Annotated in this window: 23 protein-coding genes, 1 other RNA gene and 1 pseudogene; 7 read left to right on the forward strand and 18 right to left on the reverse strand. The window is 44.0% G+C overall.

Annotated features, from left to right (window positions below):
• Window positions 1-23: 23 nt before the first annotated feature.
• A complete protein-coding gene (locus KJB05_RS12825; protein WP_208443898.1) occupies window positions 24-1,766 on the reverse strand; it encodes a restriction endonuclease subunit S in 1,743 nt (580 codons plus the stop codon).
• Entirely contained in the window at window positions 1,766-3,265 is a 1,500-nt protein-coding gene (locus tag KJB05_RS12830) for an N-6 DNA methylase (RefSeq protein ID WP_208443897.1), read from the reverse strand. The genes KJB05_RS12825 and KJB05_RS12830 overlap by 1 nt, the downstream gene beginning before the upstream one ends.
• A gap of 149 nt (window positions 3,266-3,414) precedes the next feature.
• On the opposite strand from KJB05_RS12830, the gene KJB05_RS12835 reads away from it, so the two are divergent.
• The gene (locus KJB05_RS12835; RefSeq protein ID WP_049535804.1) at window positions 3,415-3,810 is read left to right on the forward strand and encodes a hypothetical protein; all 396 of its coding nucleotides are present in this window, start codon (window positions 3,415-3,417) and stop codon (window positions 3,808-3,810) included.
• Between the two features lie 173 nt (window positions 3,811-3,983).
• Here KJB05_RS12835 and KJB05_RS12840 read toward each other — a convergent pair whose 3' ends face one another.
• Window positions 3,984-4,133 (reverse strand): hypothetical protein, encoded by a 150-nt coding sequence (locus tag KJB05_RS12840; RefSeq protein ID WP_080971540.1) that lies wholly within the window; start codon window positions 4,131-4,133, stop codon window positions 3,984-3,986.
• Window positions 4,134-4,209: 76 nt separating this feature from the next.
• Here KJB05_RS12840 and KJB05_RS12845 point away from each other — a divergent pair, with 76 nt between their 5' ends.
• Window positions 4,210-4,578, forward strand: coding sequence for a hypothetical protein (locus KJB05_RS12845; protein WP_038879351.1), 369 nt, complete (start codon window positions 4,210-4,212; stop codon window positions 4,576-4,578).
• A 37-nt stretch (window positions 4,579-4,615) separates the two neighbouring features.
• On the opposite strand, the gene KJB05_RS12850 is transcribed toward KJB05_RS12845, so the two are convergent.
• The 3 genes from KJB05_RS12850 to KJB05_RS12860 form a co-directional block, all read right to left on the reverse strand.
• Window positions 4,616-7,072: a DEAD/DEAH box helicase family protein gene (locus KJB05_RS12850; RefSeq protein ID WP_208443896.1), complete on the reverse strand. Its 2,457-nt coding sequence runs from the start codon at window positions 7,070-7,072 to the stop codon at window positions 4,616-4,618.
• A gap of 123 nt (window positions 7,073-7,195) precedes the next feature.
• Window positions 7,196-8,581 carry a DEAD/DEAH box helicase family protein gene (locus KJB05_RS12855; protein WP_208443895.1) on the reverse strand — a complete coding sequence of 462 codons (1,386 nt, stop codon included), beginning with the start codon at window positions 8,579-8,581 and terminating at the stop codon, window positions 7,196-7,198.
• Window positions 8,575-9,120 carry a hypothetical protein gene (locus KJB05_RS12860; RefSeq protein ID WP_208443894.1) on the reverse strand — a complete coding sequence of 182 codons (546 nt, stop codon included), beginning with the start codon at window positions 9,118-9,120 and terminating at the stop codon, window positions 8,575-8,577. Before KJB05_RS12860 ends, KJB05_RS12855 begins: the two co-directional genes overlap by 7 nt.
• 101 nt (window positions 9,121-9,221) lie before the next feature.
• On the opposite strand from KJB05_RS12860, the gene KJB05_RS12865 reads away from it, so the two are divergent.
• Entirely contained in the window at window positions 9,222-9,530 is a 309-nt protein-coding gene (locus KJB05_RS12865; RefSeq protein ID WP_045419487.1) for a helix-turn-helix transcriptional regulator, read from the forward strand.
• 19 nt (window positions 9,531-9,549) lie between these two features.
• Here the strand turns inward: KJB05_RS12865 and KJB05_RS28700 are convergent, their stop codons facing one another.
• The 7 genes from KJB05_RS28700 to KJB05_RS12895 form a co-directional block, all read right to left on the reverse strand.
• Window positions 9,550-9,846 (reverse strand): hypothetical protein, encoded by a 297-nt coding sequence (locus KJB05_RS28700; protein ID WP_244142867.1) that lies wholly within the window; start codon window positions 9,844-9,846, stop codon window positions 9,550-9,552.
• A gap of 17 nt (window positions 9,847-9,863) precedes the next feature.
• The gene (locus KJB05_RS12870) at window positions 9,864-10,532 is read right to left on the reverse strand and encodes a TniB family NTP-binding protein (RefSeq protein ID WP_244142866.1); all 669 of its coding nucleotides are present in this window, start codon (window positions 10,530-10,532) and stop codon (window positions 9,864-9,866) included.
• Between the two features lie 2 nt (window positions 10,533-10,534).
• On the reverse strand, window positions 10,535-12,451 hold the full coding sequence (locus KJB05_RS12875) for a Mu transposase C-terminal domain-containing protein (protein ID WP_208443893.1): 1,917 nt from the start codon (window positions 12,449-12,451) through the stop codon (window positions 10,535-10,537).
• A gap of 1 nt (window position 12,452) precedes the next feature.
• Complete coding sequence (locus KJB05_RS12880; RefSeq protein ID WP_208443892.1) at window positions 12,453-13,079, reverse strand: TnsA endonuclease N-terminal domain-containing protein; 627 nt, start codon at window positions 13,077-13,079, stop codon at window positions 12,453-12,455.
• A 123-nt stretch (window positions 13,080-13,202) separates the two neighbouring features.
• Window positions 13,203-13,299: signal recognition particle sRNA small type (ffs, locus tag KJB05_RS12885), an RNA gene on the reverse strand.
• A gap of 142 nt (window positions 13,300-13,441) precedes the next feature.
• Complete coding sequence (locus KJB05_RS12890) at window positions 13,442-15,439, reverse strand: GGDEF domain-containing protein (protein ID WP_208443891.1); 1,998 nt, start codon at window positions 15,437-15,439, stop codon at window positions 13,442-13,444.
• A 172-nt stretch (window positions 15,440-15,611) separates the two neighbouring features.
• Window positions 15,612-16,355, reverse strand: coding sequence for a hypothetical protein (locus KJB05_RS12895; RefSeq protein WP_005437538.1), 744 nt, complete (start codon window positions 16,353-16,355; stop codon window positions 15,612-15,614).
• A 273-nt stretch (window positions 16,356-16,628) separates the two neighbouring features.
• On the opposite strand from KJB05_RS12895, the gene KJB05_RS12900 reads away from it, so the two are divergent.
• The gene (locus KJB05_RS12900; RefSeq protein WP_005446629.1) at window positions 16,629-16,931 is read left to right on the forward strand and encodes a DNA base-flipping protein; all 303 of its coding nucleotides are present in this window, start codon (window positions 16,629-16,631) and stop codon (window positions 16,929-16,931) included.
• A gap of 37 nt (window positions 16,932-16,968) precedes the next feature.
• Here KJB05_RS12900 and KJB05_RS12905 read toward each other — a convergent pair whose 3' ends face one another.
• Window positions 16,969-17,403 (reverse strand): YbaY family lipoprotein, encoded by a 435-nt coding sequence (locus KJB05_RS12905; RefSeq protein ID WP_208443890.1) that lies wholly within the window; start codon window positions 17,401-17,403, stop codon window positions 16,969-16,971.
• A gap of 167 nt (window positions 17,404-17,570) precedes the next feature.
• Between KJB05_RS12905 and tesB the strand changes: the two genes are divergently transcribed.
• Window positions 17,571-18,431, forward strand: coding sequence for an acyl-CoA thioesterase II (gene tesB, locus KJB05_RS12910; RefSeq protein WP_208443889.1), 861 nt, complete (start codon window positions 17,571-17,573; stop codon window positions 18,429-18,431).
• Between the two features lie 52 nt (window positions 18,432-18,483).
• Here the strand turns inward: tesB and KJB05_RS12915 are convergent.
• Together KJB05_RS12915 and KJB05_RS12920 are read right to left on the reverse strand one after the other, a co-directional pair.
• Window positions 18,484-21,528: pseudogene (locus KJB05_RS12915) on the reverse strand (cadherin repeat domain-containing protein).
• A 333-nt stretch (window positions 21,529-21,861) separates the two neighbouring features.
• The gene (locus KJB05_RS12920; protein ID WP_020195052.1) at window positions 21,862-22,329 is read right to left on the reverse strand and encodes an Lrp/AsnC family transcriptional regulator; all 468 of its coding nucleotides are present in this window, start codon (window positions 22,327-22,329) and stop codon (window positions 21,862-21,864) included.
• A gap of 145 nt (window positions 22,330-22,474) precedes the next feature.
• Here KJB05_RS12920 and KJB05_RS12925 point away from each other — a divergent pair, with 145 nt between their 5' ends.
• Window positions 22,475-23,569, forward strand: coding sequence for a PLP-dependent cysteine synthase family protein (locus KJB05_RS12925; RefSeq protein WP_005437553.1), 1,095 nt, complete (start codon window positions 22,475-22,477; stop codon window positions 23,567-23,569).
• Window positions 23,570-23,639: 70 nt separating this feature from the next.
• Here the strand turns inward: KJB05_RS12925 and KJB05_RS12930 are convergent, their stop codons facing one another.
• Window positions 23,640-23,957 (reverse strand): DUF1244 domain-containing protein, encoded by a 318-nt coding sequence (locus tag KJB05_RS12930; protein WP_005431642.1) that lies wholly within the window; start codon window positions 23,955-23,957, stop codon window positions 23,640-23,642.
• Window positions 23,958-24,159: 202 nt separating this feature from the next.
• Here KJB05_RS12930 and KJB05_RS12935 point away from each other — a divergent pair, with 202 nt between their 5' ends.
• Window positions 24,160-24,735 carry a porin family protein gene (locus tag KJB05_RS12935; protein WP_208443888.1) on the forward strand — a complete coding sequence of 192 codons (576 nt, stop codon included), beginning with the start codon at window positions 24,160-24,162 and terminating at the stop codon, window positions 24,733-24,735.
• Window positions 24,736-24,850: 115 nt separating this feature from the next.
• On the opposite strand, the gene KJB05_RS12940 is transcribed toward KJB05_RS12935, so the two are convergent.
• Entirely contained in the window at window positions 24,851-25,045 is a 195-nt protein-coding gene (locus KJB05_RS12940) for a type II secretion system protein (RefSeq protein ID WP_208443887.1), read from the reverse strand.
• Between the last annotated feature and the right edge of the window lie 149 nt (window positions 25,046-25,194).

A 25,194-nucleotide genomic window follows, 5' to 3' on the forward strand; every position in this document is an offset into this window, starting at 1 on the left:
GGTAAACCCAATATATTTGCCTACTACAACGCCTGCTCAACAATCGCATCAGTAAGCTGAAGCTGGGTTTGTTGGCTGTCTTCTATGCGTGACTTGAGTGCGTCGCAAAACTCCAATATCTCCAGTGTTTTACTTACTATTTTTTCCTGCTGGGACAATGGAGGAACGGCAAAAGTCAGGTTTCCTAACTCCGTTGAGTTTATGTTCTTTACGCCTGTTGTTGTTCTTATTGGTCTTTCAATCTGCGTTCGAATAAAGTTAGATTGCATAACGAGAGAAAGGTATGAAGAGCTTACAATCTCAGTGGGTAGCCTTGCTCTAACCAAATACCCAGCATAGGCAAAACCTTTTAAGTCTCTTGTTACTTCAGTGCAACGTCCCACGATACCTAAACTGCCATTTGAGCGTATAAATATCAGATCGCCTTTGGAAAGCTCTAAATCTTCGACTTCACTCTCTGTCAGAGAAGAGAATTTGAGGTCATCTGTTGATATAAATCCATTAACAACATTCGGAATTCTCAACACTGGAGCCCCAACAACGCCATAATCAGACTTCTGTGAAGTACCATATTTCAAATCATAGAAAACAGAGCCAAAACGACACCACTCCCACCCCTTAGGCAGCTCAAACGGCTTTTCATCATCAGCAATCGGCGGCAGTGCTTTCTGCTTTTTAATTTTCTTCTCTTTGACTAACTGAGCTTTTTCTTCCGCAATACGCTCAAGTAGCTTTGCTGCTGGCTCATCATTCGAGTTTTGCGGCACCAGCTTACCCATTACCGCCAGTTGCAGTATGGTTTGTTTTAGCTGGTCGATGCTTTGCTCTGTGGTGAACAGGGTATCGAAGTGCTCGCTGAGCCGTGCCCAGTTCGCCATCAGTTCGGTGGCGTCTTGGCTGTTAGTGAGCGTCGCCAGCAGGGTTTCTACCAAAACCTGATGGGCATCAAGGCTAGCATCGGTTTGCTGCTCTAGTCGGTCGCACAATGCCATCAGTTCGTCGACTTTGGCGACAATGCGGTGCTGTTCTGACATTGGAGGAAGCGCGAAAACGTAGTTAAGGAGCTGGTCTTGAGTAATTCCGGCCACCGTAGTGCCTGTACCCGTGATTTTGATAGTTGAATACGAGTTCAAGAAAAAGTCAGTCTGAATAAATTTGCTCAATGTTGCTGACTTTAAATCTTGATTAAATGCCATTGGAGTTTTGACGATCGCAATTTTGCCAAGTCCCATGCGAGTACAAATCAACAAATCATCTATATTTGCAAGTCGACTTCCAGCAATTAGACCTGCATCAGATATGTGGTCTTGAGTGTCATGGAGAAATTTAGACTTTCCAAGGTCTTTAACGCTTGCCCAAGGTATATCTCCATCCCAATAAGCAGGCTCTCTTTTACTTGGAGTCCCTCCGCTCGCAATAGAGAGAAACAACTCACCAACTCGGCACCATTGCCACCCATTGGGTAGATCAAAAGTAAGTTCTTCTGGCGATAAGTCCGGAAAAGATTTGCTTTTTTTAATTTTTCCGTCTTTCACCAACTGCGCTTTCTCAGCCGCAATTCGCTCAAGCAACACAGAAGCAGGTTCATCTGTAGGATCTTGCGGCACCAACTTACCGCGCACCGCCAGTTCCAAAATCAGCTCACGCAGTTTCTTAATGCCATAAAGCTCGCGCTTTTTGCTGCTACCGCGACCCGAAGCCGATTTCGCCTGTACTGCCGATGTCCAGATGTCGATATGGTCAGTGATCAGTTTTTCTGTAGACATTACTTCACCTCATCCGCAGCTTGCGATGATGCTGTTTGCGACGATGAGAGGGCATTCCCCAGAATGTCTTTCAGTTGGTTGCGTAGCTCGGTGATTTCTTGCTGTTGAGTCTGGTAGCTTTCAAGCAGTTCATCGGGGTCATGGCTGACCACTTCGCCTTGATACGGGTTTTTGATATCGAGGTTGAAGTTACGAGCAATGATCTCATCAATCGAGACTTTCCACGCGTGGTTGTTTTCTTCGCGGCTGGCAAAACCGTCTGCCTCAACGCCCCACCAATCCATTTCTTGCTGAAATTCTTCAAACTTCATCGGCTTGGTTTTGCTGTAGTTCTTCACGCCCTCTGGGTATGGGTGCTCGTAGAACCACACGTCTTTAGTAGGCTTACCTTTGGTGAAGAACAGAATGTTGGTCTTAATGCCCGTGTACGGGTTAAACACGCCGTTTGGCAGGCGCACAATGGTGTGCAGGTTACATTCTTCGGTCAGCAACTTTTTGATCTTGGTTTTGACGCCTTCACCAAACAAAGTGCCATCCGGCAATACCACACCCGCACGACCATTGGCTGGGTCCAGCACTTCAATGATGAGTTGCAAGAACAGGTCTGCCGTTTCACGGGTTTGCATCTCTGCAGGGAAGTTCTTTTCAATACCGTCTTCTTCGGTACCACCAAATGGCGGGTTGGTAGCAATCACGTTGATGTTGCTATCCCAGCTAGACAGTGGTTTGTTTAGGGTATTGCCGTGTTTGATTTGTACAGGTACTTCAATACCGTGCAGCATCATATTGGTGATACACAGTAGATGTGGAAGCTGTTTCTTCTCTACACCGTGGATTTGCTTTTGCAGCGTTTGGTGGTCAGCCGCCGTTTTCACGTAGTTGTTTTTAACGTGGTCGAATGAACAAGCAAGGAAGCCGCCCGTACCCGTTGCTGGGTCCATAATAGTTTCGCCAAGCTTAGGGTCTAAACGGTCAACAATAAAGCGGGTGACCGCACGAGGAGTGTAGAACTCACCAGCGTTTCCTGCGCTTTGAAGATCTTTTAGGATTTGCTCGTAAATATCACCAAACAAGTGGCGCTCGTTAGAGTCGGTAAAGTCTATTTCATTAAGCTTGTTGATGACTTGGCGTAGCAACGTACCGTTCTTCATGTAGTTGAACGCATCACTGAATGCTTCTTTTACTACAAAGCCACGCGGGTTTTTATCTACCGGCGCCGTCATGTTCTTTAGATGAAAAAACAGGTCATCGTTTACAAATTCCAGCAGTTTGTCGCCCGTAATACCTTCTACATCTGCTGCCCAATTACGCCACAGATATTTTTCATCAATCGGTGTTTTGTAGTCATCCATTTCCAACTCTAGCTCTTCTTCCTGAGCATCGAATACTTTTAGGAATAAAAGCCATGACATTTGACCAAGGCGTTGAGCATCACCATCAACACCTGCGTCTTTACGCATAATGTCTTGAATGGATTTAATTACAGAACTGATAGACATGTTTTACTACTTTAGCTAACTGAAAATTGGGGCGAATTATAGCAGAACATCGCTCGAAAAAATCGATTTATGTCTATGAATGTAGGCGTATAATCACGCTAGAATTATAGATTCAATAAATACTTATAAGTCAATCATATTAGTTGCTAATGAAAATAGAATGCCCCCATTGCCAAGCCGATAATGACATCGAGTTTGCTGAGAATATCTCTTGTAAAGAGTGCGAGAAGAGTTTTAAAGGCTTTAGCTTTAGTAAGCGAAAATGGATATCAGCAAGTACCACATTGCTTATTGGTGCTTTTGGTGGTTACCAAGTGAATAATGCTTTCGATGAAGAACGCTATCCCCTGGAAGTGGAGTACGCGATCATAGATACCTGCGTGAACTCTTCCCAAAATATGGTCGATGTAAGCTGGTATGAAAACAAGCGAGATACTTGTTTATGCGCGATGAGTAAAACTGAAAAAGCCATACCGTATTCGGAATATAAAGCTGACAACAAGCCGTTTATCGCAGCATTCATCCACAACTCCAAGGGCTGTTGAGTAAATAAACGAAAAAGAGGCGCTAGTGCACCTCTGGGTATATACAGCTATTTGTTTTTAGGGGTATTTCCGCGACCGCCGCCCGACGGTTTGCCTGTCGTACTTGGGTAATTTGGATTCGGCTTAGCACCACCTTTTGGTGTACTAGAAGCTGGTTTATTCATGATGAACTCCTATTTCCCTTGTTTTTGGTTGTGAGCAGCCGCGCGTTGAGCTCGGCCAGCAAAGTCACCTTTAGGAACTTGCCCACCATTTTGTTTTGCGGCATTACCTTGGATGCGAGCAGCGGCTTCTGGTGTCATTGGTGTTTTTGATTTAGTCATGATTTTATCCTTTAAAATTGATTATTTACGTGTCTTCGCTAAGACAATTGCATATTAACGAACGGACTTGGGACAAATGGGGACAAGAAAAAAACAAACAGAGATACGAGACCTTATTGCGTCTTTGGGATGGAGCATTCGTCAGTTGGCTGATGTGCTATATGAAGAACTTTATTGCGATGATTACGAGGATCTTCAAGATGTAACCCCAGAGGCAGTCTCAAACTTTTATGAGAAGCTAAAGAAACATTTAAAAAGAGAAACGACATCGGAAAAGCGCCTTGATGCGTATCTAAAAGTCATTACTGAACACCCAGACTACCTTTCTTTAAAGCTAAATATGGTGCCTACAAAGTACATAAATCATTCTTGCTTAGACGATGAGTTCACTAAGCTTCTTTCAGAGTTTTCTTCAGAGTTAGATCGAGTGGGTGAGTCAAAATAAAAAGGTCGCTAAATTTAGCGACCTTTGCGAAGGGAGTTTATGCGGTTTGTTCAAATGAAATTTGATAGATTGCCGCTTCTAGTTCATTTACCGCTTCGAGATACTGCGGCTTACCACCAAAGCCTTTCTTGATGATTTCAATCGGTCGCCCCATTTCATCGAAAGGTTTTACTTTCAATACATGAATATTTTCAATCTCTTGAACGCCTTCATCCGCGTACTTATCCAGTAGATTATTCAGTACCTGCTGTGCTGTTTCACCGTACTTAGTGAAGTAGTTGCGCTTTTTCACGTTCTCCGCTCGCTCTTTTCGAGTCAATGGCGGTTGGTCATATACAACGTGACAAATCATATCAAATGGGTCCATGTCTTTGCCCACTTCTTGCTCCAGCGCTTCCCATATAATGCCGAGCTCAGCAAGTTCATCAATAACGGCTTGCTTGCGATCCGCATCATTCCATTTCTTGGTGAAATCATCCATTGACGCAAACTGCGTTGCCATTGCTTTACGGGTATAGTCTTTAAATGATTCCGTTACCAATTTACCGTCACTGTCATAGTACTGGACACGCTCCGCGACCTTGGTTACCGCAACACCAGACACATAAAACTTGCGTACTTCTTCTTGAATCGGTCCATCTTCACCTTCAGGGATGTTACCTCCATCCGTTGGGGTATCTGTTGGTGTCGTCGGTTCAGAAATTGTAGTGGGGTCTATATCATCCTCGAAAGACGAGTCATCTATCCCTTCATCACCTGTGCCATCGACAATATCGTTGAGATCATCTGGGTTTTCAAAATCTTCTGGTTTAGTGACTTTTACCCTTTCTGGTGTACCGTCAAAACGTTCATCGGCAAAGAGCTCTGTCGCCTTTTTAAAGTCAAGAATAGAGAACCACAGCTTACCAAATCGGTCATCAATACGCGTGCCTCGACCAATGATCTGCTTGAATTTGGTCATGGATTTGATCGTCGAATCAAGTACGACCAATTTACATGTCTTTGCGTCGACCCCTGTCGTCATCAATTCAGATGTTGTTGCAATCACCGGATATGCTTTTTTCGGGTTAATGAAGTTATCAAGCTGAGCTTTGCCGATTTCATCATCCCCTGTAATCTTCATTACGTATTTTTCGTTTTTCGCCATTTGCTCTGGGTTGCAGTTAGCAATGGCACGTCGCATACGCTCTGCATGGTCGACGTCGTTACAAAACACGATGGTTTTCGCCATAGGATCTGTACGTTTTAAATATTTAGTAATGGTTTGAGCAACCAATGCTGTTCGCTCATCTATCACCATTGTTCGGTCGAAATCTTTTTGGTTGTAGATGCGATCAGTGATGGTTTCCCCATGCTTGTCTTTCTGACCTTTGGTTGGACGCCAACCTTGTAAGTCTACATCGAGATCGACACGAACCACTTTGTAAGGAGCGAGGAATCCATCTTCGATCCCTTGCTTTAGAGAATAGGTATAAGCAGGCTCACCAAAATATTCAATATTAGAAACTTCGTCTGTTTCTTTTGGCGTAGCAGTCAAACCAATTTGAGTAGCGGAACTAAAATATTCCAGAATTTCTCGCCAAGCGCTGTCTTCAGACGCACTACCGCGATGACACTCGTCAACAACAATTAAGTCAAAGAAGTCAGGGCTCACGTTCTTAAAGATTTTCTTCTGCTCTTCCTGCCCCGTCATCGCTTGGTAGAGACCTAGGTGAATTTCAAAAGCAGGATCGATATTGCGGTTTCCAATTTTGGTCATGGCAGTACCAAATGGCTGGAAATCGTTGTTCTTCGTTTGGTCAACTAAGATATTGCGATCTGCCAAAAACAAAATGCGCTTTTTCGCACCGGACTTCCATAAACGCCAAATGATCTGAAATGCTGTGTAGGTTTTCCCCGTGCCCGTTGCCATCACCAGCAACACTCTGTTCTTTCCTTCAGAGACAGCTTCAATGGTTTTGTTAATCGCATTTAATTGGTAGTAACGCGGAGATTTACCGCTTCCATCATCGTAGTAAGCTTGTGTAATTAGCGGCAGTTGCTCGTCTGAGTAACCTTTCCATTGGCAGTATTTTTCCCACAACATTTGAGGGGATGGGAAGTCTTCGAGTCTGATTTCTGTTTCTAGTTGCTCAGGGTTCGTTTTATCATGAAATATAAACCCATCACCATTACTCGCAAACACAAACGGAACATCCAGAAGTGACGCATAATCCAAGCCTTGCTGCATTCCCTTACCAATTTCGTGCTTGTTCGCTTTCGCTTCCACTACAGCAAGCGGCATACTCGGTTTGTGATACAGCACAATATCAGCAGACTTCACTTTCTTACGCGCGGCAATCTGACCACGAACTACAACTTTACCGTCACGCAGTTTTACTTCTTGGCGAATTTGGTTCATGTCATCCCAGCCGTTTTCTTTAATAGCGGGAAGAATGAACTTGGAGATGATGTCGGCTTCAGACAGCTGAGACTTGGAGAACTTTTCGACCATACGACTTTGATTCCATACTGAATTGCGACGGATTATATAACAAAGTTCATATGGGTGAAGAATAAGAACGCAACAATAGTATGGTTAATGGGTAATCCGATCACAAATTGTAGGCTTGGGAGATTAAACATAGTCAAAAGCCGCTATCACTCGCTCTCGAAAGGCCCCTAGCTTGATACGTTCTGATTCTTCAAAGGCTAAAAAATCCCTATTCGTACTTTCAATAAAAGTTCCTCTCGCCCACTCAAGTTTTCGAAAATCGTTTTTTCGTGATTCATACGTTGTGCCAGCCTCTTCCGAAGATGAGTTTACACAACGTGGAATTACTGAGTTTTCAATACCAACAAACATACAAGACTCTGGAATGTCTTCTTCTACACGTTCTGCGAACTTGACCAAGCTTTCTTCAGCAAAGGTATATAACCATGCTTCTTGGTTAGGTGAGTCATTAACTCTCAATATTCTTCCAAGGACCTGTCTAAAATAGAGTTCCGTTTTGACCGAACTCATATGGCAACAAACCTGCAGCCGAGGGATATCCGTTCCTTCACTTATCATTCCAACACTGACTATCCATTGAACACTCGAGTGACGAAAAGACTCAATTTCATTCAACGGATTGTCATGATGATAAGTCACGATGCATGCTGATTGATTAAAGTGCTCAACAAGCCGCTTTTGAATATGTTTAGCGTGCTTGATAGAAGCGGCGACGACCAACCCGCCTGCGTTTGGCGAGATTTCCCTGATCTGCGCTAGCTTTTTACAGGCACTATTCAAGATGTAATCCATTGCTTCTTCATTGTGAATGACGCTTTGATAAGAAACATCGGATTCTTTAAGGCATTCTAAAATGGAAGCAAAATTCTGATTACTATTACCAATCTGGATACTCAAATGCTCGTTGTCTATCAAGGCAATTTTAGGTTGGCGACATACCCCATCAAAAACTGCCTGTTGCAAGCCGTATTGATAATCGCAAACAAGCATGCCTTCTGGATCAGAATACTCAGCCATAACAATCGGTAAACGATCAGAGCGCCAAGGAGTACCCGATAGAGCCAGAGTATAACGAGCAAAGCTTTGTATTTTTGACACAATCTCTAGCCCCCATGAATTTGACCGCCCCTCATCATCGAACGAGCAGTGGTGGATCTCATCAAATACGACTAATACCCGATATTTACTGACGGTGTTCCAGAAGTTTTCATCTAAAAAACGGATGGATTGATAGGTGTAAGAGCCCCCAAGAGACCCCAAGCCTCCATTAAAGGAACATTCCAATTTCCATGAAAAGGTGTTTTTCATCCCTTCGGCAACCGAAAGCGACGGTGAAAAACAGAGAACTAAGTCAATCATACCTTCTTGAAAAAGACGCTTAGCAACCTCTGCTGCCATGAGCGTTTTACCCGCACCAGGAGTGGCTTGACAGAAAAAATGTGGGCGTCGATTTGATGAAAACTTATTGATAGCCTGATCTACGCACTCAGCTTGCCATGTTCTTAACATTGGGAAGCCTTGCTTTGGGCTACTTGCATCCAGTTGGTTAGTGCATTGATTTTGCCCAATAGCTTAGCTGATCGCTCTCTCGCTGCATTGAATAACGGTTCCATATCATGCTTGTTGTTTGGAAAACGCGTTAACAAAGATTGGTATTCCTCAATCTCGCCCAGAGTAATCGCTAACTCACCTTCATGTTGTTTTTTCTCTTGTTCTAGTGCATTTAGAGAGAACTCCGGAGTTTGAACAGTTATTGAATCAACTTTAGCTTTCTTATTTCTAGCTGCTCGAGGCTCAATTGTAAGCGCTTTAAATTCATTAGTTTGATGGTAACGCTTGCCTCTGCGAGTCCCAATGACAGAAAGCCAGCCTTTCTCCTCAAATGATAAAAGTTGTTTGTAAATATACTTTCGAGCGTCGCCCCCGCTCGAAAAGGTTGAAGTACCGTTTAACAAAGCATCCCTCGCTTCTACAACAGAGAAATTGTCCATCCCTTTTTCAATCAATAGGTTAAACATATCAGGGTTAATTCTGGTTACTTTCTTCATGTGACTCTTGCATACAACAAAAACTTAGGATTGCTAAGTATACAAAAATCAGTAAAACTTAGACAATCTAAGTTATCTAAAGGTTGAAAAGAAATGTGTAAGTGCAGAAAGACAACCCAATCCCAGCGAGGCTCAAAGCTGCGCGTAAAAAAGCCAAGATCACCCAAAAAGATTTAGGGGTGAAAATCGGCATGGAACCAAGTTCTGCTAGTGGGCGAATGAACCATTATGAGAAAGGTAGACACGTACCAGATATTGGTACACTCGAACGAATGGCTGAAGAGTTAGATGTTCCCTTGAACTATTTTTTCTGTAGGAACGAATTGAGTGCTGAACTGGCGTGTGCCATTGATAAGATGAGTGATGAAGAGAAGGCGGTGTTACTAGAAAAACTGACACCATCTAGTTAACTCTGAGTAATGTGCTTCACTAACCAATAAGTTGCTGTATCGATAGTTTGCTAAAAACCTGCTTTACAAAACGAAGTTCACCAGTCTCGGCATCAGTTACATAATTTTCATAAGAAGCTATTTGCTCTATGGTTAGAGCATCTATCTGCACAGTGAAAGGATTTATATCATTCGGATCGTTAATTTTCTCGTAAACAGCAGCAAAGTCTTCCTCACCAATATAGTCCTTATTTTTCGCCAAAGCGACGTCTAGTGCGGCTGCAATTAACTCTTTAATTTCACCAAGTATACCTTTGCTTGCTGATAACAGTCTCATTGCGAAATCGACGTCGGTCAACGGCACCTTGAATGGTAAAGGCACCGTCTTTCCAGAGCTTGTAAAACATCTAAATAGTTATCAATTGCGGACTCATCTGTGATCTTAATGTAAGGGAGTGTGCGTCGAACCATAATTCGCCTGTTCCACTGAGAGTCCTCTAAAATTAGCCCGGCACTATGAAGTCCTACAAACACTATCGGCAAATGACACTCATCACTAATCATTTTGAGGCGATCTCTAATATCCTGCCTCTGGTTATGACTGGTTCGTTCAAACAACTCTTGACACTCCTCAATCACTAATAACTTAAGCCCAACTCTTTTCGATGTCTCAATCACACAATCCGTTAATCCAATCTCTGAAGGCTTAGCTCTGCTATTTCTGTAAGCGCCAAGCTCTTTGGCCATCCATAGTAAAGTCTCAAGTAACGAGGGTCTTACACGAGTAATAAGGACTTCATTCCTTGATAAGTTTTTCTCGATAAAGTGATTAATAGTGGCGGTTTTACCTGCACCGGTGCCTGCTGTCAGAAGCATCGATGGCGCAAAAGTGCCAAACTTCCTGCGTTTAATTATCCATTCTAGTCCAGAGAGAACTTTTTCAACCTCTGGGTAAATTGAAAATGAGTCATGATAGTTTGCTAAAACTTCGTCTCTATTTAAATTCCTTCTCGCTGCTGTCACAACTATTTCCTTAGATTTCTGCGCTCGTCCCATTTAGCTCTGAAGCTCTCTAGCGGTGTTGTATCCGAGCTTTTTTCTGACTCTGCGACCTTTTTGTTTGGTTTAGGTGTTCTGTCACTTAGTTTGGAATGAGGGGTGTCGCTATTAACACTCGATATTTCTGCAACTTTCTTGGTAGATTTCGCCTTTCGTTTTCGCTCAGTGTGAGTTAACTGCATTAAGTCTGCTTGTTCTGATTCGATTCGGTCATGCAGTGCAAGTCGAGCTTTTGCTAATGACAGCACATCCATTTCCCCCTTTATATAGGTTCTATGAGCCGCCAAAATCTTTTCATGTTCGCAAACGCTCAATCTGACGGTGTAACCCATTGGGTCCTTACTCGGAACCTTCACGTACCCTTGAAGTTCATCGAGGTAAACATAAATAGCGGATAAATCATCTGGATCTACTTTTATTTTCTTTTTTGAAGACTCGTTTGTTTGGGGGTATGTTTTTCGATAATCAGACAACGCCACACAGTCATATTCTAAGTGCATGAACTTAATGCCTTTATCTGTCAGTTTTCTATACTGAAGAATCCCCATAACTACCCTAAATGCTTGCTCGTGCTCGGGTAAGAGTTTTAGTGGTGGTAAAGCGTCATAGCTTTGTTTCCAATAAAGGTTTGGTATTCTTTTATAACGACTATCAGCATTAGCATTGTGCACGTCTACTATCCAACGGTGAAACTCCTCTACAAAGGTACTAAAGCGCATAACTGCATCTTTTTCTGGCTTATAGTCTTCTTTTTCCAGCACGTTGGAGAATGTTTTACCCGGCACCCAACCGACAATCCCTTGAACAATTTCACCAAACTTACGTTCAACAAATGGCTTTAACCATGGTTTCCGAACCTTGTTATAAACGACATTTATCCCGACCTCCAAACATGCATCCTCCCAGCTTTTTGACCAAAACTCCGCGCCATTATCGACCACCAAGTTCTCGATTTTCCCTTCGCAAAGCCACTCATTGTTGAATGAAATAGGCATTTCAGAAATGTAGCTCTTACTTTTTGTCGCATGAATAACGGCTCTCGATGCCGACACATAACTAGGAGCCTTAAAGCCAAGATGAAAGCCTATTATGCACCCACTAAAAACATCCACGAGTAGTGTCAAATGCGCTCTACCTAATGGGACCATTAGCTCATCATGCAATAAAATTAAATCCAACGGGGTGTGATCCATTTCGACCCGCTCCAAAATTCGAGTCGGCATTTCTACAGATTGGTAATAGTTAAAGAGCTTATCTGCGTAGTATTTACCATGGCGAGCTAGCGCGACGCTGTATGGTTCTTCTTTACGAATACGCTTCTTAAATGCTTCATATGAGACTTTCGGAATTTTTCCAGCGACAATGGCCTCATTAGCTACGGTTATCCTATCGCAATAGAAGGCGTGTGCTGCGCGAATCGACTGTCGCCTTGCGTCTAAAAACATCTTCAGGGCTTCATCATAATATTTTTCATCACCAACAACTCTGGCATCTCTGTTACCTTTGAGGTGGTTTTTATCGACTAAGCTAGTAAAACTTCCATCCGAGTCGACGAACGAATTATGCCAACGTTGCAGTGATTTATAGCTTGGTTTTTTGGTAAGGCGTGTTTTGTCGAAGTGTTTTTCAATTAGAGGAGTAAGGTTTTTAGAGGTCCAACCTCCATTAAGTTCATTCGCAACTAAGCACAACAATTTGTACCTTTCTAGAGCTTTGTTCTTCTGTTCCTCTGGATAAGAAGAGAGGTCTCGCTCAATGATTTGTGTTGACTGTAATCTCGAGTACTTTAGACGTTCTGTCTGAGCTGCGGGCAAAAACTCATGCTTTAGATCAGAATCTTCGTCGTACTCAGGCTCAAACTCGTCATGGAATCGGCCTACCATTTCATCTCACCGAAACAGTTGTACTCTCACTCAACTGAGCGATGTCTAAATCAACACCAGCTTTTCCTACTGCAATAAGTCTTAAAACAGAAGCAAACACCCGACCAACAGACTCTCCGATTGAGTCTGCTATATCACTGATTTTCATAGTGTTCTGTGCGATCAGGTAGGAATATACTTTTATTGCAAGCTCATCGCCTGCGATACACCCACTGTAACGGTGCACAAGCTCAGTATTCTTGAGAAAGTACCCATCTCTAATTTGCTTGTCAGTCACTAAAACAAGACTAACCCCTCTTCGGTTGGCGGCCTCTTTACGAGCAGAAAATTCTTGTTTAAATGTTTTTGATAATGTCTTCGTGTGTGGCTTAACTTCGACATATTCGAAGGTGCCGTCGTGGTAGGTAACTAGAAAGTCGGGTGTGTAAGGGCGCTTCTTTCCATTGAAGTCATAGTAGAAACCCTCTGGCTGAGATTCGTACCGAACTACATCTGGATCATATTCGAAATGATAGCAACAGTCTTTCTCCAAACTACCCTCACACATAACAGCGTCTCGGTTTTTTAGACTCGAGAACTTAAAGATGTTCTTATTAGGTGACGGTTTGCGAAGATTACGGATATACATATGCGTCCCTTTTGTTGTAAAAAAACAACCGAAGTAAGCTTAGGACACTTTATGGATTTTAAAAGGACAGATTATGGTTTTATTGGGACAGGTTATCGTTTTAACGACAGCTTTTAAAGGGTGGGACCCCAGCCACATCCCGGCACACAAGTCACCCGCTGCGGCTGCTTCCTTCCGGACCTGACCGAGTTCACGAGCTATTGTTGCGAGAGGACCAGGGCCCCATAATTCTGTTTTGAGAGCGCGTCTCAAATGATGTGAGGATTATTCAGCATCGCCTCTCGGATTGCAAGGGCTAAAGCGACGATTTTGTCCATTTCATTTCTGTTTGAACAAAACTCGGTCAATTCAGCGTTTTAAAGTCAACTCATGCAAGGATTTGGCTCAACGCTTGTGCGAGAGGCTTGCTTACTTGAGTACATGTCCTCATCCGCCAAATGCAATGCTTGCTCTAAGCTAACGCTGCGCTCGCGCTTAGTCGACACGCCGACAGAAATCGTTACCTGATTCAAATCACCAAAATGTTCACCTTTGACATCAAGGGCGCTTAGCTCTTCAATCGCTCTTGTTAACTGCGTTTCTGTCGGATAACCCAGCAGGATGAACTCATCACCACCAATACGATAGCTTCTACCTGCCCAAACGCGATGTATCTTTAGCGAAATCAATTGCAGTACTTTATCCCCTGCTCTGTGCCCATAAGTATCGTTGATTTGCTTAAACTTATTGATATCGAGGTACAAGATAGCCAAGTCTTTTGGCACGCCTTGTCGATACTTCACTTGCAACGAGCGACGATTTCTTAATCCGGTTAAGTTGTCGGTATTAGATTGGCGATACAGATACAGCGTCACACCAAGCGCAAACACCAACACAAAAATAAATACCGCTTGCGTCTGAGTTGCTAAGCGCACTTCATATTCCAACGCAGTGCGCCAATCCGGTCTCAAATCGTAATGGGCAACAATCTTCTCCAAGTCCAGCATGGATATAGCGCGGCTAAAATAAGGGGCGAGAATCTCACCGCGCTGGCTAGTTGATAAGCCAACCGACAGTTCTGATTCGTAAAACTCTCCGATGGCATCGTCTTGCTCGATGGGAATTAGCTCACTCAAACGTAAGAAATGATTGAGCATTGCGGTATCCATCGCAATGTAATCAATCTCTCTCGCCAATAAGGCATCCAACATCAACTGCTGCGAATCAAAACGATTGAGTTCCTTTAATGGCAGCATTTGTGTGAGCATTTGGTCGAAGAAGTCATCTTTCACCACACCAATACGCTCAGAAATCAGCTGAGAGACGTGAGAATACACATTTGGTTTGTAACCAAGGCGCTTAACCATGACGGAGGTTGGGTAGTAATGAGGCTGAGGGAAGTGGCTAAATGTACGTCGCTCGCGGCTAATCGTTAAAGGAGCAAGCATATCGAACTCACCTTGGATAAACTGGTTATACATAGATTCCCAGCTCTCGTTTGGTTTGCTGATCACTTGGCAATTCAATGCCAAAATCTCGCAGCTCTTTAGGACGATATCCGCTGTCATTCCTTCAACGGAACCATCTTCTTTGTACACCACATAAGGAAAGATAGATTCAAATTTGATGGTAAACGGCTTTTCTAAATCGATAGGAAGTTGCTTGATCGACTCACGCAATGCGGTTTGTCTCAACTCAAATTGGTACAAAGCCACCTTCTCTCGAAGTAACTTCTGCACTGCTTCACTATGGATAAAATCAGCAAATCGAGACAGTTCTTCAAGGTGGGTTCCCTTTTGGCTAACAATCGATACTGGCTTTATTGAGATGTGGTCATTAAGCAGCTTGGCATCAAAGCCTTCAAGTAACATTGGTTTGAGTTGATTGATGGCATCGACAACGCCGTCTACTTGTCTAGAACGTAACAGCGATACCGCCTCCTCATGCCCTTGGTAAGGCACCTGAATCAACTCAGGATAATATTGTTCAAGTAGCGCTTCGTAGATGGTGTCTTGTGGGACGCCAACGACGGTCGCATCACTCAAAATCGTATCACTTAAACCATACAGGTAGGTGTATTCAATGTTGGTGGGACGCGAGTAGCTAAACAGCTTCGCCCTTTCTGGGGTGTAGGTGATGTTGGCGGCAAAATCACTTTCACCACGGGCGACAGAATCTAAAATCGCATCAAAACTCGAGTAATTAACATACTGAATTGAGACACCAAAGTTCTCTGCCACCGCATCAAACAGGACACGAGTAACGACATCATCCGCCTCTGTCGCCACCTTATAATGAGAGACTTGTTCTGGTTCTGCTTTGAGACTCAGACTCAATAGAAAGCAAGCAAAAACCAACAGCCTTTGAACTACTTTAACCATGACTAACGTTTCTAAAAAGGCCCACTTTGTATAGGGGCTAAGATTGAATTTTTATTATTAAATGCACAATAAATATGAAAGGCCGAACATATAACATCCGGCCTATTATTTCATAAACAAATCAATAGTCTGCCGCACGGGTCACTATTTACTCAGTGCAGCTACAACTATTTTATAACTCGGCTTGCTCATCACTACTACGTAAGATGTAGTCCGTCATCCAAGCCGTTCCTAACAAGCATATCCAGACAACAAAAACAGGGTTAGGAACTTCGATATTGGGGCTAACGACCAAAGCAGCAAAGCCAACGGTTGGTAAGGTCCAACAAAGCAATTTACCCCAGCGCAATGAATTTTTAATCTTAGTCAGCGCTTCCATCGACGCCAAAATACCTGTGATGCTTAATGCAACAAGCACCGCATACGGCAAATCCGCTAGCCATAAAGGCAGTAATAACAACAAAGACCACCAAGCGTGCTTTTCCGATGGTTTCCAATGATTGGCAGACCACCACATCACAATCACGGATAAGGTTTGCACAGCGGTTAGCCAAGCAGAGCCACCTAGCTTACCCCCCTCCTGCGTGACCATAATGCCTACTTGTAACGTGAGAACAATCAGACCCGCAGTCAGCAACACGCCCAATGAACTCCGACGAGAGAACACCACCATGAGTAACGGGAAAAGGATCAGGATACCGACAGACAGCGCAATAGGCTGCATCGATAAGGTGACACCATAAACGGTCATGGCACCGAGCAGAATCAGACCTGCAAGACCACCTTGTGGCAGTATCCATAATGCGGGGATCATTAAGGCGAGAACGGGAATCTCTCCTTCGCTCAAACTGATGGCACGAGCGCACACCACGGCAAGAAGAGTCGTAACAAGAAATTGAAGTGTCGAAAAAATCATAGCGCCTCCTGGCTTCCCCAACCAACTTGGTAACTCAACGGCATGTCAAACTGGGCATTAAAAGTCGTTGAGCGGGTCTATTTATAAACTAAGCATAAGCCTGTTTTTGTATTTCCAACTTACTCTGGTAATCAATTGCAGCTCAAAAAAGGAACACAGAAAAAGTGGTAGGTACGGACGAGCGGCAAATGATGTTAAGGAGCAAGAACTGATAGCGAAGTACAAGTCTTGTGTATTACCATTCCTTGGTAAACAACAGTGGACACTTTCAGTATGGACCAATTTTTGATGCAAATCTTTGCTGTAATTCACCAAATTCCCACAGGGCGAGTTTCTACTTATGGTGAAATTGCAAAAATGGCGGGCTACCCTGGCTACGCAAGGCACGTAGGTAAAGCGCTAGGTAATCTGCCGGAGGGCAGTAAACTGCCTTGGTTTCGAGTCATTAACAGTCAAGGCAAGATTTCATTAAAAGGTCGAGACTTAGAAAGACAAAAGCAAAAGCTGGAAGCAGAAGGGATTGAAGTGTCTGAGATCGGAAAAGTCTCACTTAGAAAATACAAATGGCAGCCTTAAGCTGCCATTTTTAATAGGTTTACATTGCCGGTAGCAATTAACGCGTGCCAACTAGGCGAATGTTTGCTTCGTGTGTTTGATCTGCGTCCGTAATCACTGGGATGCTAGTATCATTGATAAAACGCAACTTACCATCCACTTCGATACGAGCACGTAGGCTGTAACGATGGTTAGGTTTAATGTCGTTGCTGTTGTAGCTTAGTTCAAATGCCAAAGGTACTTGCTTACCTTCAGTTTCGAATGTTTGTTTAGCAAGAACTTTAGCTGGGGCATCCGCCAGAGAAACGTCTTCAAGTGCAACCGTTACTACTGCGTGTGGAGGCAGTGCGATACGCTCACGGTAAGCCACTGTACCTGTAATTGTCTTCATAGACGCCTCAGCCGATTCCATTTCTGTGTTTTGAGAAGTTTGGCAACCCACTAGTGCAGCACCGAATAGTAAAGAAGTAACAAGTAGTAGTGTTTTTTTCATAGTTTCCTCAACGGGTGTATCATTTCGCGCTAAGTATAGAGGGAGATTATTAAACTGTCTGCTGTACGTTTAGCGATTTGACAATAGTTTGACTAAGTTAGAAATTACCAAACAGTTGATTTTGTTTCATAATTGAAGCAGCAATAAAAATAAGGTGAGGAGACATCATGAGTAAACCATTAAGAGAATTGCTCAGCCTACTACAACTCGAAAAACTAGAAGAAGGCTTGTTCCGCGGACAAAGCGAGAACCTAGGTTTACCTCAAGTTTATGGTGGTCAGGTTATTGGACAAGCGCTATCTGCCGCGCGATACACGGTAGAAGACGCACGTACTGTACATTCATTTCACAGTTACTTCCTATACCCTGGCGATCCTGAAAAGCCGATCATTTACGATGTCGAAAACCTGCGTGATGGCCGTAGCTTTAGCACTCGCCGCGTGAAGGCAATTCAGAACGGTCGTCCGATTTTCTACCTGACCGCTTCTTATCATGGTGACGCTCCGGGCTTTGATCACCAAAACACCATGCCAGACATTCCTGGGCCAGAGAATTTCCCTTCTGAGACGGAACTAGCAAGCCACATTGCAGAATTCTTGCCGGAGAGACTACGCAAAACGTTCTGCGGCGAGAAGCCGATTGAAACGCGTCCGGTGAATATCGTTAACCCGCTGAAGCCGAAGAAAACCGAAGCGAAACAATATTTGTGGATTCGTGCCAACGGTGAAATGCCAGACAATCAGTTGATTCATCAATACCTACTCGCTTATGCGTCGGACTGGGGCTTTCTGATCACCGCATTACACCCACACAAAGTATCGTTGATGACGCCAAACTTCCAAGTAGCGACCATCGACCACTCTATCTGGTTCCACCGTCCATTTAAGATGGATGAATGGTTGCTGTATGCTATCGAAAGCCCAACAGCAAGCAATACGCGTGGTTTGGTTCGTGGTGAGATCTACAACCAGCAAGGCCACCTTGTTGCTACCGCAGTTCAAGAAGGCGTGATGCGCTTTACCAAATAAACCATCGCGATGTTCAATCAAAAAAGGAGTGCCGATGCACTCCTTTTTGTATTTAGTTCTTTTGGTAATTTAGGCTGACGACAGCCCACTCATAAAGTGATTTCGGGTAACCGTACTTCCCTTCACCGTAAATAGTATCCGGTTCAGCATAGAAGCCGCCCGCATCACTCGCCAAAAACTCTCGCGCACCTTTGCGGTAATGAATCAAAGGACTCATCGATTCGTAGGCCGTATTTGCATCTAACGGTCGGTCATCAATCACCAGAAAACGCGTCATTCTAATGCTGCTACCGTTTTCGCAATATCCCGCATCTGAATAATCGACAGCAAGGAAAGGTTTCGTGTCATTTTCATTGAGTTGCGAACGACAACCATCGAAACGGGCAACGTGCATCCACAGACCACGAGTTTTCGCAGGATCATCATTGCCAACTGGCTTCATGTTTAAAAATACGACTTTGCCTTTGCCATAAAGCGCGAGCTCTGTGTCTGTCGGCTCTCGTACACTTCTAGCGCCCATAACACCAAACTCACTCTCTTGAAGATTGGCAAACTCAGGGCCACTTAACGTGCTAATCACTACCGTTTGTTCGCTATCCAGTTGAGTGTATTTATCGGCGTCACCAGAATCGGCAAGATCAAGAAAAACCGTCACCAATGTACTGCTCAGCGCTTTATAGTCTTGCGTTTCCGCCTCAGAAACATTCAGTTGAATCGAGTGCCCAAACTCATAACCTGTGAGGGTGATGCTTCCATTCGCACGATCCAGAGTCGCTATTTCTTCACTAACTGAGGTAGCAAACTCATAGCTACGCGTACCAATCGCCGTACCAATCTCTAACTCCACACGCTTAAACGGTTCAAATGCCACCGTTTGACGAGTCGCGCTTAATCCCGGATGTTCCGCTTTTGCAATCGAGCCATTAACGGTGATCGTCTTCGTCAGATAATTGCGGCTTGTTAACGTGACTTCCAAGGAGTAATCGCCAGCATGAAGCACATCTAATACCCCCGTATCAGACGATGCCATTTTTACCGTAGGTGACGCTTCGTTAATCAAACGGTAAGAGGCAGTGGTATCGCTATCTGTGACTACTGGCTTTAGCGTTTTATCTGAACCAAAGGTTGCACTTGGGTATTGGACCGTCGCTCGACTTTCAATTGGCTTGATGGTCACATTAAAGCTTGCTTGACCCGGCGTGAACTTATCATCACCAGAGTCAGAAACCACAATACGTGTGCTGCCAGCATTAAGAACGCGCATTTCTCCTGTGTTGCTATCTAGAGACACCACATCGGTCGGTGAGCCATCTGCAAATTGGTAAGTCACCTGCCCAACCGTTCCGCTAATAGTCGGTTTGCTTGCCAAAGGTTTGAGCGCATTCCAATTATCTTCAACATCTGATGAAATTTGAATGCGGCTCGGAGCACTCAAGATATTGAAAGTCACTTTATGCTCAGGACCCGCACTGTAATTGTCGCTTTCCTTACGACGTAAAGTCAGTGTGGTTTTACCCGCTTTGTAGACATGCACGATCCCATTAGCAATCATGTTTGCTACGTCTGGGTGTGTATTGTTGGTCATCTCAATCACATCACCGGAGCTAAGCTCGTCAAAATCTTTTAGCAGATTGAATTGGTGATCCTGACTGTAAACCTCTTCATAATCACGAGTCGCAAGCGGCTGTCCTTGCGCTTTAGCGATATCAAGGTTCACTTTGAACTGAGTTGACTGATAGAACTCTCCGCCATCATCTTCGAACGTTAACGTGTAGTTACCCGCCGTTTCGAGATATAGCGTATCTGAGGACATTCTCAGTCCCTCTGGTAAATCCCCAACCAGTTTGACATCGCCCTTTTGCCCCGCAAACGCGAGCGGAATCGATAGATCTTTCTGATAGGTAAAGGACATATCAATGTCTTTGATAACAGGGTGTACTGCTGCAGTAATATCGATATAAAAACGCGCTTTCGTAGAAGGGAAATTACGCAAATCGCCCTCAATCACATCAACCTCAGCACGGCCAACACCTTGAATCAACAGAGCGTTGCCGTCGTCAGAAACACGCACCACGTCTTGGCCTGATACCACATCAAAATGATAATCTCCCAGCGCTCCCTTAACTTGTGGGTACAACGGAGCAAGCGCTTGATAACTTGCCGAGATGTTTGAAGCACTGATGTTTTGTCGCGTTCCCTTGTCAATTGCAACGTTAAATCGAGCCGTTTGCGTCTGTTCAACAAAACCTTCACTGTACGTTGCCGTTGCTTCAACCGTTACTTGCCCAGTGTTATGAATCAAAAGTAAACCGGTATCTGGATTCAATACATCAGCGACTTTGTCATCAGGGGTGCTATTGATGATCTCGTAGCGAATGCTTTTGGTTTCTGAACTATCCAGTCTCACTGGTGTCAACGTCAGACCTTCGCGAAACTCACCCGTTAGAGGAGCAAATTGCAGTTGCTCAGCACCAACTTGATAAAGGTGAATATTGACGAGTAAATCACGAGCTTGGTAATAATCGTCGCCCGAGTCATGAACACGTACTTACGCCGTTCCAGATTTCCCGATGGCGAACACTCGACCGTCGGTATTAACCTGAATCAAGTGTTCAGAACCACTTTCTACGGCATAGCTCAGAGAGCCTTTCTGCCCTCGTACAACCAAAGATCGCCCTTCAGTTTCTGACGCGTTAAGACTGACATCGTTTGCAGACAGATCGGCATTGGTGCCTTTGTCTACGGTAATCGTAAACGTGGCCTCTGACGTTTCGTAAGTCGGACTGCTGTCCGTCACTTTAATTGACGCCGTACCTGGACGAAGGATTTGTAACTGACCATCGTCGATTTGAACCACATCAGAAGGAGTTGAAGATAAAATTTGGTATGTGATCTTGCCTTGTACGTTACTCATTGCCGTATTTGCGACACTTCCAATGCCATCAAATGTGAGTATTGCGTCTTCAACTTTAAGTTGAGGTCGACTTTGTTTTGTTGTTTGAGTTGAAGAACCCGAATTACGCGGCTTGGAATCGCCGCCACCACCACAGCCAGCGATTACTGCAGCAAGCAAAAGGAGAAAATAATATCTTTTCATTTTTTGTAATAATTTCTTACATCTTATAAGTGGCGGCGATAATAATACGATGTTTTATTCACCGCTAGCCCCTTTTTTGATTAATAAGATTATCGATAAACCACATTACCATTCGCTAAATCAATAAAATGCCGCCAATTTTCTAAAACAAGCTCGCTAATGCGACGAACAACCGTTTACGATCCGACTTCTTGTTAAATTAGCGATGATTAAATTAGGGTTTTCAATAGATTAAAATATAAACAGTCGATCACACTTTAGCTGGCGTGTTGTGTGGATATTGAGGAAATATGAAGTCAACAGAGTGACTTCATATCTTATTTAGGTAGGAATTTAGGCACCGTAAATAGGCAACTCAGTCGTATACTTGATTGGCTCCATCGCAAAGGTTGAAGTAACGTTGGATAGCCCTCTTACACTGTTCACCAATCGCTTGTAGAACTCGTCAAAGCACTTCATGTCTTTGACCACAACCTTCATCATGTAGTCGTACTCCCCCGCCATGCGATAGAACTCCATTACTTCAGGAAAATCACTTACCGTGGTCACAAAGTGGTGATACCAACCTTCTGAATGGTCACTGGTCTTAAGTTGCACAAACGCAATAAACGACAAGTCGAGCTTTTCTGCGCTCAACAACGCCACGCGCTTTTCGATATAGCCTTCATCTTCCAGCTTTTTTAAACGCTTCCAGCAAGGCGTAGTAGTCAGGTTCACTCGCTCGGCCAAGTCATTTAGAGACAAGGTTCCGTCGTTTTGGAGGAAAGAAAGTAACTGCCTGTCGATTTTATCTAAGCTCATTCCTAGAATTTTCCTAATTTAGAGAAAATTTTTCTACCATTGATGAATAACAGAACAATAATAGCAAAGTTTTTCTCTAAGGTTATAGGTAGATTATCTCTATAGACAAAAACAACTACCCTACAGATTTTCGAGGAGTCACGTTATGTGTACTGACCACAACTGGATCAACAATGCTGTACGCAAAATCGAAGCAGACTTTCAACGTTCAGCAGATACTCACCTATTCAAATTAGACCTACCTTCTTTGGAAGGCATCGACATCTACCTAAAAGATGAAAGCACGCATCCAACGGGTTCATTGAAGCACCGTTTAGCACGTTCGCTTTTCCTTTACGCGATTTGTAATGGTTGGGTTGGTCCAGAAACCACGGTGATCGAAGCATCATCAGGCAGTACAGCTGTTTCTGAAGCGTACTTCGCGCGTCTACTTGGCTTACCGTTTATCGCAGTAATGCCAAAAACCACAGCACGCAAGAAAATTGAACAAATCGAATTCTACGGTGGTAAAGCGCACCTTGTTGACCGTTCAGACCAAATTTACGACGAGTCTCGTCGCCTAGCGAAAGAGCTAAACGGTCACTACATGGACCAATTTACTTACGCTGAGCGCGCAACCGACTGGCGTGGTAACAACAACATTGCGAACTCTATCTTTAGCCAAATGGAGCTAGAAGATCACCCAATCCCAAGTTGGGTTGTCATGAGCCCAGGCACTGGCGGTACATCTGCAACGATTGGTCGTTTCATCCGTTACCAAAAATACGACACAAAACTGTGTGTGGTTGATCCTGATAACTCTGTGTTCTATGACTACTTCCAGTCTGGCAACGCAGACATCAAGGGCGAAAACGGCAGCAAGATCGAAGGCATCGGCCGCCCACGTGTTGAGCCAAGCTTCATCGCTGGTGTCGTAGACGAAATGCGCAAGATCCCTGATGCTGCGAGTGTTGCAACAGCGCATTGGTTGTCTGGTTTGATTGGTCGTAAAGTTGGCGCATCGACAGGTACTAACCTATACGGCGTACTTCAGCTTGCGTGTGAAATGAAACAACGTGGTGAGACAGGTTCTATCGTGACACTACTTTGTGATTCAGGTGAACGTTACCTAGATACTTACTACAACACTGAGTGGGTAAAAGAAAACATCGGTGACATTCAACCTTACCTAGCACAGCTGGAAATCATCCAAGCAAAAGGTTGTGTTGAGCCAGCATGTTGCGGCCCAATCACCGAGTAAAACAGATTCTTTAATAAAAACAGCCTGCTCAATCAGCGGGCTGTTTTTTTATCTGCTTAATACAGGAGAGTTACTTTTTCTGACGCGCTTCAAATGCTGCCAGTTGTTCTGGTGTCGCTTTTGGTTGGTGGTTTTGTTTCCACTCATCGTAAGTCATGCCGTAAACACGCTCACGAGCATCATCGATGTCGATATCCACACCAAGGTCTTCCGCTTCTGCCTTGTACCATTTGCTGAAACAGTTACGACAGAAACCAGCAAGGATCATTAGATCGATGTTTTGCACGTCTTTGTTTGCATCCAAATGCGCTAATAGACGGCGAAACGTCGCTGCGTCCAGTTTGTCTTGCTCTTCTTGGGTTAGATTTTTGTATTTGAATTCAGCCACTTTACTTTCCTTTTATTTATCTCGCAGCTCATAGCATAGAAATGAGTGAGCCTGATGAGTCTAAAATTTGCGCCATTACAACAAATTTCCCTCTAAAACCACGCACTCACCCAAAAGACTGATATGATAACTGCCAGTTATCTTATTGATTAAATTAATACTAATTCTAAAAACGGTCTTTCACAAAGGTTATCGCCAAGTTATGAAAAACGCCATCCTATTATTATCTGCATTGACCATGAGTCTGCCAACTGTCGCCGCTCAAGAACAAACCCACCAATCTTATTTATACCTAGGTACAGGTAATGTGGGCTTTGACACTCCGAATTTTGGTTCTGATCGCGACAGTGGCTGGTCGACACCTCACATTACGGTTGGCTGGGGTTACCATGTAAACCAATACCTCGCATTTGAAGGGGTACTGCGTTATTCACAAAATGAACTTAAGAATGATGCTCTAAAAACTGACTTAGACCTTCACTATTACCAAGCAGGTATGTCTGCGGTTGTAACCAGTGATAACTTAGGTGATACGCCACTGTCACTATTTGGCCGCGTAACTGCGCTTGGCACTCAAGCTGAAATGTACGTACCGAACGAGCAAAAAGTCACAGACGATTCTGGCGCACTATTCAACATCGGCGCGGGTGTCCATTGGGATATGAGTAAAGATATCTGGTTACGTGCTGAATACATTTACAACGTCGCAGACATGGGTTTTGATGACTTCTACGACAGTTATGAAGGCGTGCAAGTGAGCTTGGGTAAACGCTTCTAATCGAACGCTTCCAAGCTGGCTTTAAAAACCCAGAATTGAAGACAAAGAAAAGCCGAGGTCATTGCCTCGGCTTTATTGAATCTGATTGTTGCGCAGACAATGGCGCTAGAAATTATTATTCCGAAAACTGGCCAGCGGTATCTTGCTTTACATGGCTACTCTGTTGCCCGGCATCCAATGAAGTCAGCACACTTTCTTGGCGATCCAGAATCGCACCTGTCAACTTCGGTAATGCTGTCGTTGCTAAAAGTGCCATTGCACCAGCAACCAAAACCATCTCAACCATGTAACTACCACGGAATTTTTTCAAGGGAACACCTCAATAGCATCGCCGACACAAGCATCGATCCTCAGATACTTTGTCTGCCAAGACCCGTCGTTCGGTCAAACACGATGAGCGAGTCCTGTGCCCCTCGAAGAAGTGGTGAAATAATAACCAATATTTATCATTAGATCTAT

Source organism: Vibrio sp. B1ASS3 (assembly GCF_905175355.1).
Lineage (GTDB): Bacteria > Pseudomonadota > Gammaproteobacteria > Enterobacterales > Vibrionaceae > Vibrio > Vibrio owensii.

Coding starts and splice junctions, on each gene's coding strand:
- KJB05_RS12890 (WP_208443891.1), bottom strand. CDS start 15,439: ATGGTTAAAGTAGTTCAAAGGCTGTTGGTTTTTGCTTGCTTTCTATTG.
- KJB05_RS12920 (WP_020195052.1), bottom strand. CDS start 22,329: ATGAGCTTAGATAAAATCGACAGGCAGTTACTTTCTTTCCTCCAAAAC.
- KJB05_RS12905 (WP_208443890.1), bottom strand. CDS start 17,403: ATGAAAAAAACACTACTACTTGTTACTTCTTTACTATTCGGTGCTGCA.
- KJB05_RS12900 (WP_005446629.1), top strand. CDS start 16,629: ATGGACCAATTTTTGATGCAAATCTTTGCTGTAATTCACCAAATTCCC.
- KJB05_RS12825 (WP_208443898.1), bottom strand. CDS start 1,766: ATGTCTACAGAAAAACTGATCACTGACCATATCGACATCTGGACATCG.
- KJB05_RS12935 (WP_208443888.1), top strand. CDS start 24,160: ATGAAAAACGCCATCCTATTATTATCTGCATTGACCATGAGTCTGCCA.
- KJB05_RS12845 (WP_038879351.1), top strand. CDS start 4,210: ATGGGGACAAGAAAAAAACAAACAGAGATACGAGACCTTATTGCGTCT.
- KJB05_RS12830 (WP_208443897.1), bottom strand. CDS start 3,265: ATGTCTATCAGTTCTGTAATTAAATCCATTCAAGACATTATGCGTAAA.
- KJB05_RS12835 (WP_049535804.1), top strand. CDS start 3,415: ATGAAAATAGAATGCCCCCATTGCCAAGCCGATAATGACATCGAGTTT.
- KJB05_RS12925 (WP_005437553.1), top strand. CDS start 22,475: ATGTGTACTGACCACAACTGGATCAACAATGCTGTACGCAAAATCGAA.
- KJB05_RS12895 (WP_005437538.1), bottom strand. CDS start 16,355: ATGATTTTTTCGACACTTCAATTTCTTGTTACGACTCTTCTTGCCGTG.
- KJB05_RS12855 (WP_208443895.1), bottom strand. CDS start 8,581: ATGTTAAGAACATGGCAAGCTGAGTGCGTAGATCAGGCTATCAATAAG.
- KJB05_RS12840 (WP_080971540.1), bottom strand. CDS start 4,133: ATGACTAAATCAAAAACACCAATGACACCAGAAGCCGCTGCTCGCATC.
- KJB05_RS12875 (WP_208443893.1), bottom strand. CDS start 12,451: ATGGTAGGCCGATTCCATGACGAGTTTGAGCCTGAGTACGACGAAGAT.
- KJB05_RS28700 (WP_244142867.1), bottom strand. CDS start 9,846: ATGAGACTGTTATCAGCAAGCAAAGGTATACTTGGTGAAATTAAAGAG.
- tesB (WP_208443889.1), top strand. CDS start 17,571: ATGAGTAAACCATTAAGAGAATTGCTCAGCCTACTACAACTCGAAAAA.
- KJB05_RS12860 (WP_208443894.1), bottom strand. CDS start 9,120: ATGAAGAAAGTAACCAGAATTAACCCTGATATGTTTAACCTATTGATT.
- KJB05_RS12850 (WP_208443896.1), bottom strand. CDS start 7,072: ATGGTCGAAAAGTTCTCCAAGTCTCAGCTGTCTGAAGCCGACATCATC.
- KJB05_RS12880 (WP_208443892.1), bottom strand. CDS start 13,079: ATGTATATCCGTAATCTTCGCAAACCGTCACCTAATAAGAACATCTTT.